Genomic DNA, 15,127 nt, shown 5'->3' with positions numbered 1-15,127 from the left:
TTACCCCCTATCGATTCCGGGGTTGGTGTACGCGCCGTACTCCGCCGACGCGAACGACTCGCCGTACTTGGCGAGGACGCCGCTCGTGTAGTTGGGTTCGGGGTCGTCGCGTTCTTCGAGGCGTTCGTGTATCTCGTCGTCGGAGAGATCGACGGAGAGTTCACGTTCCGCGATGTCGACGGTGACCGTATCGCCGTCTTCGAGCGCCGCGATGGGTCCCCCGTCGTACGCCTCGGGCGCGACGTGTCCGATGGACAGACCCCGTGTCGCGCCGGAGAAACGCCCGTCGGTGATGAGAGCGACGTCCTCCGAGTGTCCCTGTCCTGCAACAGCGGAAGTGACGCCGAGCATCTCGCGCATACCGGGACCGCCGCTCGGACCCTCGTTACGGACGATGATTACGTCTCCCGTCTCCGCACCTTCGGTCTGGACGTACTCCATGGCGTCCTCCTCGTTCCCGAAGATACGTGCGGGTCCCTCGTGGTGTATATCCTCGTCGGCAGTTACCTTGAGAACCGCCCCGCCGGGTGCTAGGTTGCCCTTGAGTATACGTATAGCGCCCTGCTCGTTCTTGGGTTCATCGACGGTGTACAGGAACTCGGCGTCTATCTCGTCTATCGCGGGCGGATCGATACGTTCGATCTCCTCGCCTATCGTCTTGCCCGTGACCGTCATCGCGTCTCCGTGGAGAAGGTCGGCGTCGTACAGCGCCTTGAGGATGACAGGGACGCCGCCGACCTCGTGTAGGTCGTTCATCACCTTCTCGCCTCCGGGCTGGAGGTCGGCAATCTTGGGCGTCCGTCGGCTTACGTCGTCGAACTCGTCTATCGACAGGTCGATATCCGCCTCCGCCGCCATCGCAAGTAGATGTAGGACGGCGTTCGTGGAGCCTCCGACGGCGACCTGTAGGGCGATGGCGTTCTCGAAAGACCTCTTGGAGAGGAAGTCGGAAGGACGGCGGCGTTCCTCGACGGCTTCGACGGCGAGTTCGCCCGCGCGTCGCGCCACCTCGTACCTCTCTTCGTCCTCTGCGGGCGGTGAGGCGCTACCGAGGGGCGCGAAGCCGATAGCCTCGGTTATCGATGACATCGTGTTGGCGGTGAACATACCGCCGCACGCTCCCGGTCCGGGGCACGCGTTTCTTTCGAGTTCGTCGAGTTCCTCCTCTGTCATCTCACCCTTCGCCGTCGCGCCGACGCACTCGAAGACGTTCTGTATGGTGACCTCCTCGCCCTGAAAGCTACCGGGCATTATGGAGCCGCCGTAGAGGAAGACGCTCGGAAGGTCGGCACGTATGGACGCTATCATCATGCCGGGCATGTTCTTGTCGCATCCGCCGAGCGTAATGAGACCGTCCATGCGCTCCGCGAACGAGATGAGTTCGACGGAGTCAGCGATGACCTCGCGCGAGATGAGCGACGCCTTCATACCCTCCGTACCCATCGAGATGGCGTCGGAGACGGTGATGGTGCCGAACTCGATAGGCATACCGCCCGCGTCCTCGACGCCCTCGCGCGCCGAGTCGGCGACATCGTCGAGATGGACGTTACACGGCGTTATATCCGCCGCGGGGTTGGCGATACCTATCATAGACGACGCGAGGTCGTCGTCGTCGTACCCCATGGCGCGGAACATCGCACGGTGAGGTGCGCGGTCACGTCCCTCGGTAACCTCCTGACTCTGTATCTTCTTGCTCATGTACGTAAAACGTCGCGCCCGCTAATATACGGTTTGGTACGCGCGTTCAGTAAGGCGGCGAACCCGAACGTATGACGTTCGAGAGGCTTGTCATCTCCTCGGCGATACCGTCGAGTTCAACAGCGAGGAGTACGGCGATGTCGTCGAGCGTAACTATACCCGCGATCTCGTCGCCGTCGACGACGGGCATACGGCGTACACCCGCGGCGTCAAGCGTCTCTATGAGTTCGGTTATCTCGTCGTGCGCGTTTACGACGACGAGGTCACCGGTCATAACGTCGCCGGCGGTTGTGTTGTCGGGGTCGTTCTCCTTCGCGACACCCCGCACCGTTATGTCGCGGTCGGTGACGATACCGACGGGTTCGCCGTCTTCGATCACTACGACGCTACCGACGTTCTCGTCACGCATAGTCTCCGCAAGCTCTCTTACGGTCTCGTCGGAAGGGGATGTTACCACGTCTTCGGCGTCTCTGGCTATTTCGTCTACCGTGGGCATACGTTTACGGTACGTCGGCAGGAACTTAACTCTGACCCACGTCACGTACACGCCGGAGGAAGTTCCCCATCATCTCGTGTCCGTACGCCGTTAGGACGCTTTCGGGGTGGAACTGAACGCCCTCAAGCGGCTTTTCGTCGTGGCGTATCCCCATTACGACACCGCCGCCGCGTGCGGTCACCTCGAACGCGTCGGGCACCTCGGTTACACAGAGCGAGTGGTAACGTCCGACGGGGAAGCTCTGCGGCAGGTCGGAGTAGACGCCTTCGCCGTCGTGTTCGATACGCGCCGTCTTTCCGTGTACGGGTTCGGGTGCGTGACCGACCTCACCGCCGTACGCCTGAGCCATCGCTTGGTGTCCGAGACATACGCCGAGCGTCGGTGTGTCGTTGAAACCGTGGAGTATCTCAAGGACGTTACCTATATCGCGGTCGTTCGCGGGATGTCCGGGACCCGGCGAGACGACGATGCCGTCGGGATCGATCTCGTCGACGCGTTCGACCGTCACACGGTTGTTCTCGACGACCGTCTCGACACCTTCGATACCCGTGTAGTCGACGAGGTTCCACGTGAACGAGTCGAAGTTGTCGACGAACAGGACGGTTGCGTGGCTGGTACCGGTCACGTTCCGTCCTCCAGAGTTTCGAGCGCCGTCACGAGTGCGTTCATCTTGTCCTCCGTCTCGTCGTACTCGCTCTCAGGCACCGAGTCGGCGACTATACCCGCGCCCGCCTGTACCTCTACGTCGCTGATGCCGTCGCCGTTCCCGTCGAACGTCGCCGTACGTATGGTGATAGCGAAGTCGGAGTCGCCGTTCCAAGAGAAGTAGCCGACACCGCCGCCGTAGACGCCGCGTGGTTCGCGCTCTAACTCTTCGATTATCTCCATCGCACGTATCTTTGGCGCGCCTGAAAGCGTACCTGCGGGGAAGACGGCGCGCGTGGCGTCGAAGGAGTCAAAGCCGTCGCGCAGACGCGCCGAGACGGTCGACTCTATATGCTGTACGTGCGAGTACTGAACAACGCTCATGAAGTCGTCGACCTCGACGGTTCCGCCTTCGCCGACGCGCCGTACGTCGTTACGACCGAGGTCGACGAGCATGACGTGTTCGGCGAGTTCCTTCTCGTCGCTCAGCATCTCGCCCGCGAGTCTGCGATCCTCAACGGGGGTTTCGCCGCGCGGACACGTCCCCGCGATAGGGTTCGTCGTTACGCGGTCGTCGTGGATGCTGACGAGTGTCTCGGGACTCGAACCCACGACGCCGAAGCCGTCGAACTCGACGAGGTACATGTAGGGCGAAGGGTTGATATCGCGGAGACGTGCGTAGAAGTCGCACGCGTCGCCGCGTACGCGGTAACGTTTCTTACGCGAAAGAACGACCTGATAGACGTCGCCGTCGTAGACGTGTTCGCGTCCACGGCCGACAGCCTCCTCGTAAGCCCCACGGTCGTCGGCGTCGTCGTCGAGTATCTCGAAGCCACCGGTTCGGCGCTCTTCGTGTGCGTCGAGCGTCTCCATAGCTTCGCGGGCATCGGAGACGGCAGAGTCATAGATACCGCCGGCGTCGTCTTCGCCGGTGAGCACGGGTGTGAAGACGAGACGGGCGTCGTCCTTGTTGTGGTCGTAGACGAGGTTCCGCGTCGATAGTACGAAGACGGCGTCGTCGGTCGGCGTCTCCAGAGGTTCGTCTAACCAGAGGTCACCGACGGCGTCGTACGCGAGAAAGCCGACGAGTCCGCCCTCGAAGACCTGTCTGTCGCCGTCGTCGAAGTTGACTGTGCGCGCATCGGGGAAGAAGGAACGTAGGGCGTCAAGTGTGTCGGCTCCGTCTACGATACGACCGTCCTCGACAGCACCGAGACCGACGACCGTCGCGTCCTCGCGGAGACGTTCGACGGAGACGCGGCGCGCGTTCGAACGGAAGACTGCGTCGGGTGCGAATCCGACGAACGAGTAACGGGCGCGTCCGTCGCCACCGCCGCCGTTATCGCCGACCTGTCTGAGTGCGGAGACGTCGGTGTCGGCGCTTTCGAGCAGAAACGAATGGTCGGTACGTAACGCAGAGTAGGCTTCGAGAGGCTTAGGTGCGTCGACGGAAGCGGTCAGGCGGACGACAGCAGGGGGTTCGATGTCGCAGAACCCGTCGCGCGTCAGTTCAAACGGCGTCGGCATCGTCCACCCCGCGCACGAAGTTCCCTACGAGAACGTCGTCCTTCGTTCCGTTACGTTCGACGCCCGACGAGACATCGACGGCGTACGGTTCGACGCGTCGGATAGCGCGCGCAACGTTCGACGGTTCGAGACCTCCGGCGAGGACGACGGGAAGCGCGGTTTTGTCGACGAAACGCGCCGCCGCCCCCCAGTCCGTCTTCTCGCCCGTACCCCCCGCACCCTCGGCATCCGTGGAGTCGACTATAACGGCGTCCGCCTCATCCGAGGGTTCTTCGAACTCGGTGCGCTCCACGATCTTTGCGTGGCGCGCCGCGCCCGAAGCACCGACGCCGTTGTGTACCTGTACGGCGTCCGCGCCCGTCTCGCGTGCGAGCGCCTCTGCGTTGTCGTCGTCGTCGGGCATCGTGACGGCGACGGTGGTCACGAACGGCGGCGTCTCGTCGACGAGTTCGCGCGTCTCGTCGCGGTCGAGCTTCCTGTGTGTGTCGACGGGTACCTCGGTAACGAAGCCGACGGCGTCGACGCCCGCACGTACGACTGCGTCGAGTTCCTCACGTGAGTTTATACCGCAGACCTTGGTACGCGTCATTGTGTCTCTGAGAGCGCTTTCAGCTTATCGGTCGCGGAGCCTTCGTCGACAGCGTTCCGCGCGACCTCGACACCCTCCTCCACCGACGAGGCGATACCCGCGACGTACAACGCCGCGCCCGAGTTGGCGAGTACGATGTCGCGTTTCGCGCCGTCCTCTTCACCCTCGAAGATACCGCGGAGGTCACGCGCGTTCTCGGCGGGCGTCCCGCCTGCGACCGCCTCAACGGGGGCGCTCTCGACGCCTATCCCTTCGGGCGAGACCGTGTACTGTTCGACATCCTCACCGTCAACCTCCGCGACGGTTGTCTCTCCGTGAAGCGCTATCTCGTCCATACCGTCGCCGTGTACGACGAGCGCGCGTTCAACGTCCATATGCGCGAGCGAACGCGCCATGAGGGGGACGAGTTCGTCGTCGTAGACGCCGACGACCTGCGCCTCGGCGTCCGCAGGGTTGGTGAGGGGACCGAGTACGTTGAAGATCGTACGTGCGCCGAGTTCCTTACGCGGTCCGATAACGCGTTTCATCGCGGGGTGGAAGACGGGCGCGAGCATGAAGCCGACGCCGGCGTCCTCTATGGCGCGTTCGACCGCAGGCGGTTCGGCGTCTATCTTGACGCCCATCTCCTCCAAGACATCGGCGCTCCCCGACGACGACGAGACGGAGTAGTTACCGTGCTTCGCAACCCCGGCACCGCCCGCCGAGGCGACAATAGCGCTTGCGGTCGAGACGTTGATCGTGTCGTGGTCGTCGCCGCCGGTTCCGCACGTATCGACGAGCGGCGAAACGTCGGGCGAAACCGACCGCGCGGCGTCTTTCATACCCTGCGCGAAGCCGGCTATCTCCTCCTCCGTCTCGCCCTTGACCCGCAAGGACGCGAGAAGCGCGCCTATCTGGGCGTCCGTAGCGTCCTCGAAGACGGCGTCCGCCGCAGAACGCGCCTCGTCTAACGTCAGATCTTCGCCGTCGAGCGTCTTGTCTAAGTATTCCTGAACCATGATGTACAACTCTGTACTTTGGTGTACAGAGTAGTTCAGGGAGTAAAAGGGTTGCTGTCTGTGAGCGGTCGTCGCGTCCTACCTACACCGCGTCGGGTCCGCTCTTACCCGTCCGTATCTGACGCGCCTCGTCGACGGGTAGGACGAACGCCTTTCCGTCGCCGGGTTCTCCCGTGCGCGCCGCCTCGGAGATAGCGTCGACAACGTCCTCCGCGGGAACGTCGGCGACGACACACTCTATCTTGGTCTTCTGGTGGAGATCGACGGTGTACTCCTCCCCACGCCACTGGCTCTTCTTCGAAGGCTGACTGCCTCGACCGCTGACGTTTATGACCGTGATGCTCGGCGCGCCGACCTCGACGAGCGCCTTCTTGACGGCGCTAAGCTTGTCGGGACGTATGTACGCGACGATCATCTGTATCTCGCCGTCAGTCATCGTTCACACCTCCGTCCGTGAACGCGTTGTCGGCGGTCGTACCCCCTCCGTCGGAGACGGTTTCGGGACCCCCGAACTCGGGGTACGTATCGACGCCATGTTCGGATATGTCGAGTCCCTCGTGCTCGTGCTCCTCGGAGACACGCGCCTGTCCGACAGCCTTGAACGCACCGAAGACGGCGGCGGTCGCGGCGACCGTCCAGACGGTGATGACGACGACACCGACGACCTGTGCTACGAGCGCGCTAACCGAGAAGCCGCCGACGGCTATGAACGGGTACGCAAGTATACCGAGAACACCCGCGGAGCCGTGAACCGGGAAGACGGCGCAGACATCGTCTATCTTCACCTTGTGCTGTATGAAGTTGAAGACGATGGGCAACTGAGCGCCTGCGAGCAGACCGAGGGCGAGCGCCCCAGGCCAGATAACGTCGTCCACGATACCCGTGACGCTCACGAGACCCGCGAGCATACCGTTTGCGACGTACAGCGTATCGACCTTGCCGTTCATGTAGAGCGCGAGCGCCGCCGCGCCGACACCGCCCGCCGCCATACCGAGCGTCGTGTTGAGGGCGACGAGACCGACGATGGAGAACGAACCGAGCGCTATACCGCCTTCGCCCGAAGCGAGAGGCGTCGCGGCTGTGCCGACGTTGAAGCCGTACCAGCCGAACGCGAGTATAAGCGTGCCGAGCACTGCGAACGTCAACGAGTGTCCGGGGATGACGTTGACGCTACCGTCGGAGTTGTACCTGTCTATACGCGGACCGAGTACCCATGCCGCGGTGAGACCCGCGATTCCGCCGACGGCGTGAACTATCATACCGCCCGCGAAGTCCTTGAACCCCGCGCCGATGACGCTACCTATGAGACCGTCGGCTGTCAGCATCCCTCCACCCCATGTGAACCCCGTGACGACGGGGTATATGAGGGCGGCGAGAACGACGGTGTATCCGACGTACGCGCGGAGCTTTGCGCGTCCCGCGACAGCGCCGGAGACGATCGTCGCGGCTGTCATCGCAAAGACGCCGCCGAACAGCCACGATGTCCACTGGCTCGTGCCGCTAAAGCTCGTGTACTCGGCTGTGAGATGGCTGAAAGCCCCCGCGAGCGAGTAACTACCGCTACCTGTCAGACCGCCAACTATCCCCGATACCCCTGCGCCGACGAGGAAGAACGCGAGTATCCCCACGCTCCACGTCAGCATGTTCTTCGTAAGCTGGTTTGCGACGTTCTTGCTCCTCACCTGACCGGATTCGAGCATAGCGAATCCGGCGTGCATGAAGAAGATCAGGAACGTCACCGTCAGCACCCACACCGTATTGATACCATCGACCAGCGTTCCAACGTCCTCTACCTGTAGTACGAGTTCGTCTACCATGTTTTGTTACCTTGTTACGCCTTCCAAGCCCAAACTTTCAGTTTTGGACGTTTGGGCATGTGTTTCGGCAGTTACACCAAATACACGTAGGTATAAAAGCATTACTAACTCACAACGGGTGAACTTAGAGAATTCAGGTCGATACTGTCCAAAAATAGATGTGACAATAGTTCGTGTCAAATACCTGAACGTTCAGCGAAAGAACTAATAGATTGTAGCACTAAGGTATAGGTTTGCAGAACTAAACCTTCGGTAAGAGGCGTTAGACGTACGTTGTTTCGTGGGTGTTAAGAGAGCCCAGAAGCGGAAGGCGCTATCCCGTCTCCTCACGGAGGCGCGCGACGTACCCCGCGCGCACGTCGCCGTCGGCGTAGAAGCCCGCTACGTCGTACTCGCCGTCGGAGAAGTCGCCGGCTATCTCTAAGGCGTAGTCGATAGCCTTGTCGTACCCCACGAGGTTCTTACGGAGCTTGCGCGCCGGAACGTCGGCTTCGATATGGAACGAGACGCGCCAGCCGTCGCGTCCTCCTGCGGTTCCTCTTGACGCTTCGGTGACGGTTACGAGAGGTAGACACGCGCGCGGGTATTCGTCGCCGTCAAAGATACCGGGCTTGTAGCACGCGACGAGTCCGTCGTCCTCCGACCAGACGTACCAGCCGTCGGGTAGGCGGCGACCCGCGTGCTCCTTAGGGAGATCCATGTCGGTGATACGTGCGCGCGGTAAAGAGTCTTGTCGGCTTCGTCCGGTCTCTGCGTCGACGGGTGAGGCGCGGGTCTTCTTCGTCGAAGACCTCTACTCGCCGAGTATACCGCGTTCGGTCATCTCGCGGACATCGAGGTAGTCGTCGAGTTCGTCCTCGCTCAGACCGTGTTCAAGCGCGACCTCGCGGACGGTGAGCCCTTCCTTCATCGCCTGCTTCGCTATCTCTGCGGCGTCGTCGTACCCGATATGCGGTGCGAGAGCCGTCACGATAGAGAGCGACCTTTCGGCGTCGTCGGCGCACGTCACACGGTTCGCCTCGATCCCTTCGACGCAACGGTCGGAGAGTAGGTCGGAGACGTTTGCGACGAGTTCGATAGACTGGAGCAGGTTGTGCGCCATGACGGGCTTCATGACGTTTAGCTCGAAGTTGCCCGCCTGACCGCCGACGTTTATCGCCGTGTCGTTCCCCGTTACCTGCGCGACGACCTGACAGACCGACTCCGGAATGACAGGGTTTATCTTGCCCGGCATTATCGACGAACCCGGCTGTACGGCGGGGAGGTCGATCTCGCCGAAGCCCGTGCGCGGTCCGCTCGATAGCCAGCGGAGGTCGTTGGCTATCTTCATCAGCGAACCCGCGACCGTCTTGAGCGCACCGCTCGTCTCTACGACGGCGTCGCGTGCCGCCTGTGCTTCGAAATGGTTCGACGCCTCGACGAACTCGACACCCGTCTCTTCGCTCACGTTCTCGACGACGAGTTCAGGGAACTCCGGATGCGTGTTCAGACCCGTACCGACCGCGGTTCCGCCGATTGCGAGTTCACGTAGCGACGAGCGCGCGCGCTCGACGCGTTCGACGCCCTTGTCTATCTGTTCTGCGTACCCACCGAACTCCTGACCGAGACGGACAGGGGTGGCATCCTGAAGATGCGTCCGTCCCGTCTTTACCACGTCGTCGAACTCGTCCGCCTTTTGGTCGAGAGAACCCGCGAGGTTACGGAGCGCTGGGAGGAGGTCGTCCTCGACGGCGGTGAGGGCGGCGACGTGTATCGACGTGGGTACAACGTCGTTGCTCGACTGTCCCATGTTTACGTGGTCGTTGGGATGTACCTCCTTCGAACCCTTCTCCGCGCCGACTATCTCACACGCACGGTTTGCGATGACCTCGTTGGCGTTCATGTTTGTCGAGGTACCGCTACCGGTCTGGAAGATGTCGACGGGGAACTCGTCGTCGTGTTCGCCCTCGGCAACCTCGCGCGCCGCCTGCCGTATAGCGTCCGCCTTGTCGGCGTCGAGCAAGCCGAGTTCCTCGTTTGCCTCCGCCGCTGAGTACTTGACCGTCCCTATGGCACGTATGAAACGTCTGCCGAAACGTAGGTCGGAGACGGGGAAGTTGTCGACGGCGCGCTGTGTCTGTGCGCCGTAGAGGGCTTTTTCGGGGACACGTACCTCGCCCATGGAGTCCTGTTCTACACGGTAGTCGTTCTCATCCGTCATAGGTCGACGCAGGCGGGCGCGGTACAAAAAGCCGTCCAAACGGGCGCGTGGTACGCTCCGTCAGTAGGCTCTGTTGCCGGGGTTCCGTGGGGGTCGGAGATAGACGTCCAAACGGAGGCGTTCGGCACGGCTCCGTCAGTATGCGGGTCCGTAGCAGTACGTGCCCTCGGTTTCCTTGCATCTACACTGTCCCATACCGTAGTCGGCGAGGCTTTGGTCACCGAGTACAGGCTCGACGAGGTCGGCGAGGACGCCGGGGAAACGCGGGCTGTCGTGCGGCACGGGGACACGGTGTAGCTCGACACCGAGTTCGTCGCAGTCCTCGCGTAGCTCGATGTCGAGTTCGGAGAGCGTCTCCGACTGTTCGCGCATGAACGAGACGGGTTCGACGACGACGTGATCCGCCTCGACCTCCTCGATCACGTCCTCGGTGTCGGGTTCCGTCCAAGAGACACCGCGGTTTTCGTGGTTCTGGTAGCCGAGGAGGTAGTCGTCGACACCGATCCGGCGCGCCATCCAGTCGCAGAACTCCTCGACGTACTTGTCGTATCTGCTTGCAAGGTCGCCTTCGAGGTACTTGGTCGGTGTACCGTGCGCCGAGAACAGTAGCTCGGCGTCGCCGTCGTCGCCCATACTGACACCCTCGTCCTCGATGAAGCCGGCGAGGTTCTCGGCACGTAGCTCGACGTAGTCGGGGTGTTCGTGCCACCCCGTGATCTCGGTGTACTCGGGCGACCAGTCGAACCCTTCGAGTGCGTCCTCAGCCATTTCGAGCGACTCGACCGTTGTGGTACGTCCGCACAGGGGGTAGACGGGGAGGGCGACGAGTTTCTCGACGCCGTCGTCGCGCGCCTCTTTGAGGGCGTCGCGGACGAACGGTTCGGTGTACTGCATACCGTTGTAGACGTGTGCGTCGAATCCGCGTTCGTCGAGTTCGTCGACGAGCGCGTCCGCCTGCTCACGCGCCTGCGGCTTGAGCGGCGACGGACCCATCTCGTCGTACTCGGCGAGAAGACCGGGTGCGCGTTTCTCTGCGAGTTCATGTGCGCGTTCACGTGCCTCGTCCTCGTCGTCTATATCCTCCATCTCCATGTTGCTCATGAAGATACGTTCGAGGTACGGCACGACGGCGTCGCGGGTTGTTTCCTCGGGTTCGCCAAAGTTGAGTAACAGGACTCCGGTCGTCATGATGGGCTATACGCGCGCGTGACGTTTCACTCCTTCGTCTTAGTCATAGGTTGGCTCGAAGTCGTGGAGGTAAGCCGTCGAACCGTCGTCCCATTCGGTGTCGTGGGTCTCCTCTATACGGCGCTTGTAGGCTTTGAGGTTCGGCGATCCTTCGGCGCGGGCGTCCTCGTCAGTGAGCTCGCCAAGACGGCGCTCGCGCACCTCCACGAGTTCGTACTCATTTCCGTCGACGACGAACGTATCGCCCTCATCGGCGTGTCTGTCGCCTCGGTGTATCTGTGTTATCTCGCCGTCTGCGACGGCATCGCGTAGGCGCTGTGCGGGCAGTAGGTCGGTGGCATCAATGCGTGCCATACATCACGTGTTGCTCGGCAAGAATGTTAAAAACACCGGATGGGTTAATACCTACTTCAGACGGAAGTCGTAGCCGTCGACGTCGTCGTCTCCGAGAACCGAGGCGACGCCCGCACCGAAGGAGTAAGCGACGGAGCGCGCCCCTCCGCCTATCTGTTCGCGGAACGAACGTCTCGGCGAGAACTCACGTACCTCCGCGTCGGCTTCGATCATATCGCCGACCCGATCCTCTACGTCGTCGTACGTACCCGTCTCGTCGACGAGACCTGAGTCGACGGCTTCCTTGCCGAGGTAGACGCGCGCCTCGGTGTCGCGCACCTCCTCCTCGGTCATACCGCGACCCTCGGCGACGCGGTCGACGAAGACATCGTAGAAGCCGTCTATGAGACCCTGTAGGTACTCGCGCTCCTCATCGTCGGTCTCCTTCAACGGGTTGCCCGCGTCCTTGTACCGTCCCGCGACGAGACGCTCGTACTCGACGCCGAGATTTTCCGCCGCCTCCTTGGCGTTGAGACGCGAGCCTATAACGCCTATGGAGCCGACGAGCGACGTGTCGCGTGCGTAGATCTCGTCGCACGCGCTCGCTATCCAGTAGCCGCCGCTCGCGCAGACATCCGTGGCGTACGCGACAGCGGGACCATCGAACTCAGCGACAGCACGGCGTATGTCGTCGCTCGGAACGACCTCTCCGCCGGGGGTGTTCAGACGTACGATGAGTGCGTTAACGGCTTCGTCTTCGTCCGCCGCCTCGATGGCGTCCACGACACGGTCGGCTCCGAAGCCGGGTGTCGGTACCAGTCCGCCGGTTCCGTCGCGCGTGATAGGACCGTCGACGGAGACCTCCGCCGTGTTGTAAGGCGAGACGAGCGCCGAAGCGATCCGCTGTGAGACGAACAGACCGCCGAAGCCGAGGGCTACTATGAAGAAGACGCTCCATACGGAGACGTCGGCGATCCGGGGTACGACGACGAAGCCCGCGTAGCCTGCGACGAGCGCCGTAACGGTTCCTAAGGCGACGACGAAGCCCTGTCCTGCGGTTGAACTGCGTGCCATACGTGTATGTGTACAGGCACGCGTAAAAGTAGGTCGGCTGTCGTAGGTCTACTCGACGTCTATGTCGGTCGTCTCGTCGTCGTTACCGCGCGGAAGAACGTCTTCGAGCCACTCACCGACACGGTCGGGAACGCGGCGCACGAGTTCCGTGGGGGAGATAGCCTTGTACTCGCCGGACTCGACCTCCACGATGCCGTCGTCCCTGAGGTCGTCGAGAACCGCCTCGACCTTGTCGGGGTTGAGACCTGTCGCCTCCGATACCTCTTCGACGGAGCCACCGCCCTCCTCGCGGAGACCGACGTAGACAGCGACGCGTGCACGCGTGTCGAGTATCTCCGAAAGGAGGCGGTCGACGTTGTCGTCAACCGAGTCAAGAAGTTCCTCTGCGCGCTCCTCGACCTTCTCGCGCTGTTCCTCTACACGTTCCTCTACACCCTCTGACTCTGCGTCGTCCGCCTCTACCGTCTCGTCTAACTCTGTTTTTTCGTCGGACATGTACCGACCGAAGTATCCCAAGCTTATATTTCTTTTTAGATAGTTTGACAAGGAAAGCCCGTCTACCGCTCATCGATGATAACGGTTGGACTCGCGGGGAAGCCGAACGCGGGCAAGTCGACGTTCTTCCGCGCCGTGACACGTGCAGAGGCGGAGGTCGGCAACTACCCGTTCACGACGATAGACGCAAACCGCGGCGTTGCGGCTGTACGAACCGACTGCCCGTGCGACGAGGTCGACGGTCTCGACGGCTACTGCGGAAACTGCCGCGAAGGACGCCGGTACGTCCCCGTCGAGGTTATCGATGTCGCGGGTCTCGTACCCGACGCACACGAGGGGCGTGGACTCGGAAACCGGTTTCTCGACGAACTCCGGCAAGCGGACGTTATTCTGCACGTCGTCGACGCGTCGGGTGGGACGGACGAGGAGGGCGAACCCGTCGAGGTCGGTGCACACGACCCTCAGGAAGACGTCGAGTTTCTCGAACACGAGATGGAGATGTGGATAGCCGGCGTCTTACGCGACAACCTAAACGGTCTCGTACGCCGTTCGAAGACACCGGAGTTCGAACTCGACGAGGCGCTCGCCGAAATCCTAACGGGCGTAGGCGCTTCAGAGACGGACGTACAGCATGCCCTCCGACGCGTCGAACTTCCGCCCGTCGGTGACTGGGGGGACGAGGAGATCGAGGTGCTCGCGCGCGAGGTTCGGGGTCTCAGCAAGCCGACGCTCGTGGTCGCAAACAAGCTCGACGTTGCGCCCGACGGGTTCGTGGATGCGCTCGTCGAAGACGGTGCGGTTCCTGCGAGCGCCGAGTCGGAACTCGCACTACGGCGCGCGGATGAGTCGGGTGTCGTCGACTACGCCCCCGGCGACGGTTCGTTCAAGGTCACGGGCGATATCTCCGACGAGCAGGGCGCGGGGCTTGAGAGCATCCGTAACACGGTCGACGGGTACGGCGGAACGGGTGTACAGAAGGCGCTTGACACCGCGGTGTACGGTACTCTGAACCGTATCACCGTCTACCCCGTTGGGAACGAGAACGGATGGACGGACGGGAGCGGTAACGTCCTACCCGACGCGTTCCTTCTGCGCGACGGAGCGACGCCGCGCGACCTCGCGTACGCCATACACTCCGACATAGGCGATGCGTACCACCATGCGGTCGACGGACGTACGAAACAGCGTATGAGCGACGAAACCGAGTTAGAGGAAGGCGACGTGGTGAAGGTGGTTACGGCGTAGCGTGGTCTATATTCAACGGTGGGGTGCGCGACTACCGACGGTTACGGTATGCAAGCATCCCGATCAGGGCGAGTACAACCGCTACCGCGGTGAAGCCGGGTAGGTTCTCCCCTCCGTCGGTCTCGGTTTCGTTACCGTCGTCAACGCCACCTGCCTCCGTCGCTTCTTCATCTCCATCGGTTCCGTTTTCGTTATCGATCTCTTCATCGCTCGTATCGTCGGCGTCACTGGCTTCATCCCCATCCTGGCTTCCGTGCTCGGTTTCGTTCTCTGTATCGTCTCCATCATCCTCAACGGTAAACGTGTCTATACTCTCGCCGTCCACTACGACCTCATACTCACCTGCCACGGAGCCGTATGACAGGGATACGATCTCGGACAGGTATCCCGGCAACGAACGGACAGGTGCGGTGTCGACAACATCATCCCCATGTACAAGTTCGACCGTCGTATCCCCTTCGCTAACCCCGGTGTTGGTAACCTCAACCTCAACCCTGCCATCGTCGGAGGAAACCGACACAGTGGTTTGTTCGGTGAAGTTAGCGGGCGAGACACTACCCCCGCCTAGTCCGCCTACAGACTGATCATCGACAGACCGGTCGCCGGTAGACACAGCTTTGACTTCGGTGCTGTCTTCGGTTGACACAGAGAGTATCACCTCTTCGTCGTTATCCGTGTCTACCTCAGCCGAAAGATCAACGTTCTGTGTTTCTCCGGGTTCGAGCGAAACCACTATTAAATCTTTGGCTCTGGTGAATCACTAGGTAGCGATGGATTGTATCGTTAGAGCAAGGAGAATGAAGCGGGAAACATCGAGTTGGA

Annotated in this window: 16 protein-coding genes; 1 reads left to right on the top strand and 15 read right to left on the bottom strand. The window is 61.8% G+C overall.

Annotated elements, in window-relative coordinates; translation table 11 throughout:
* The 14 genes from ilvD to EGH25_RS09570 form a co-directional block, all read right to left on the bottom strand.
* The gene (ilvD, locus tag EGH25_RS09635) at positions 1-1,698 is read right to left on the bottom strand and encodes a dihydroxy-acid dehydratase (RefSeq protein ID WP_266088019.1); all 1,698 of its coding nucleotides are present in this window, start codon (positions 1,696-1,698) and stop codon (positions 1-3) included.
* A 46-nt stretch (positions 1,699-1,744) separates the two neighbouring features.
* Complete coding sequence (locus EGH25_RS09630) at positions 1,745-2,194, bottom strand: CBS domain-containing protein (protein WP_266088017.1); 450 nt, start codon at positions 2,192-2,194, stop codon at positions 1,745-1,747.
* 25 nt (positions 2,195-2,219) lie between these two features.
* Complete coding sequence (locus EGH25_RS09625) at positions 2,220-2,819, bottom strand: anthranilate synthase component II (RefSeq protein ID WP_266088015.1); 600 nt, start codon at positions 2,817-2,819, stop codon at positions 2,220-2,222.
* Positions 2,816-4,366: an anthranilate synthase component I gene (trpE, locus tag EGH25_RS09620; protein ID WP_266088013.1), complete on the bottom strand. Its 1,551-nt coding sequence runs from the start codon at positions 4,364-4,366 to the stop codon at positions 2,816-2,818. Before trpE ends, EGH25_RS09625 begins: the two co-directional genes overlap by 4 nt.
* Positions 4,350-4,955, bottom strand: coding sequence for a phosphoribosylanthranilate isomerase (locus EGH25_RS09615; RefSeq protein WP_266088011.1), 606 nt, complete (start codon positions 4,953-4,955; stop codon positions 4,350-4,352). Before EGH25_RS09615 ends, trpE begins: the two co-directional genes overlap by 17 nt.
* Positions 4,952-5,953 (bottom strand): anthranilate phosphoribosyltransferase, encoded by a 1,002-nt coding sequence (gene trpD / locus EGH25_RS09610; RefSeq protein WP_266088009.1) that lies wholly within the window; start codon positions 5,951-5,953, stop codon positions 4,952-4,954. The genes EGH25_RS09615 and trpD overlap by 4 nt, the downstream gene beginning before the upstream one ends.
* Positions 5,954-6,035: 82 nt before the next feature.
* On the bottom strand, positions 6,036-6,389 hold the full coding sequence (locus EGH25_RS09605) for a nitrogen regulatory protein GlnK1 (RefSeq protein WP_266088007.1): 354 nt from the start codon (positions 6,387-6,389) through the stop codon (positions 6,036-6,038).
* Positions 6,382-7,770 (bottom strand): ammonium transporter, encoded by a 1,389-nt coding sequence (locus EGH25_RS09600; protein ID WP_266088005.1) that lies wholly within the window; start codon positions 7,768-7,770, stop codon positions 6,382-6,384. Before EGH25_RS09600 ends, EGH25_RS09605 begins: the two co-directional genes overlap by 8 nt.
* A 313-nt stretch (positions 7,771-8,083) precedes the next feature.
* The gene (locus tag EGH25_RS09595; RefSeq protein WP_266088003.1) at positions 8,084-8,470 is read right to left on the bottom strand and encodes a DUF5820 family protein; all 387 of its coding nucleotides are present in this window, start codon (positions 8,468-8,470) and stop codon (positions 8,084-8,086) included.
* A 93-nt stretch (positions 8,471-8,563) separates the two neighbouring features.
* A complete protein-coding gene (locus tag EGH25_RS09590; RefSeq protein ID WP_266088001.1) occupies positions 8,564-9,970 on the bottom strand; it encodes a class II fumarate hydratase in 1,407 nt (468 codons plus the stop codon).
* Positions 9,971-10,105: 135 nt separating this feature from the next.
* Positions 10,106-11,158 (bottom strand): ferrochelatase, encoded by a 1,053-nt coding sequence (hemH, locus tag EGH25_RS09585; protein ID WP_266087999.1) that lies wholly within the window; start codon positions 11,156-11,158, stop codon positions 10,106-10,108.
* Positions 11,159-11,197: 39 nt separating this feature from the next.
* On the bottom strand, positions 11,198-11,512 hold the full coding sequence (locus EGH25_RS09580) for an ASCH domain-containing protein (RefSeq protein ID WP_266087997.1): 315 nt from the start codon (positions 11,510-11,512) through the stop codon (positions 11,198-11,200).
* 51 nt (positions 11,513-11,563) lie between these two features.
* Entirely contained in the window at positions 11,564-12,565 is a 1,002-nt protein-coding gene (gene sppA / locus EGH25_RS09575) for a signal peptide peptidase SppA (RefSeq protein ID WP_266087995.1), read from the bottom strand.
* 48 nt (positions 12,566-12,613) lie between these two features.
* Positions 12,614-13,060 (bottom strand): helix-turn-helix domain-containing protein, encoded by a 447-nt coding sequence (locus EGH25_RS09570; RefSeq protein ID WP_266087993.1) that lies wholly within the window; start codon positions 13,058-13,060, stop codon positions 12,614-12,616.
* Positions 13,061-13,135: 75 nt separating this feature from the next.
* Here EGH25_RS09570 and EGH25_RS09565 point away from each other — a divergent pair, with 75 nt between their 5' ends.
* Positions 13,136-14,305 carry a redox-regulated ATPase YchF gene (locus EGH25_RS09565; protein ID WP_266087991.1) on the top strand — a complete coding sequence of 390 codons (1,170 nt, stop codon included), beginning with the start codon at positions 13,136-13,138 and terminating at the stop codon, positions 14,303-14,305.
* 31 nt (positions 14,306-14,336) lie between these two features.
* On the opposite strand, the gene EGH25_RS09560 is transcribed toward EGH25_RS09565, so the two are convergent.
* The gene (locus EGH25_RS09560) at positions 14,337-15,038 is read right to left on the bottom strand and encodes a hypothetical protein (RefSeq protein WP_266087989.1); all 702 of its coding nucleotides are present in this window, start codon (positions 15,036-15,038) and stop codon (positions 14,337-14,339) included.
* Between the last annotated feature and the right edge of the window lie 89 nt (positions 15,039-15,127).

Source organism: Halorutilus salinus (genome assembly GCF_026242195.1).
In the GTDB taxonomy this organism is placed as follows: domain Archaea; phylum Halobacteriota; class Halobacteria; order Halobacteriales; family Halorutilaceae; genus Halorutilus; species Halorutilus salinus.
This window is presented reverse-complemented; position numbering and strand designations above follow the sequence as displayed.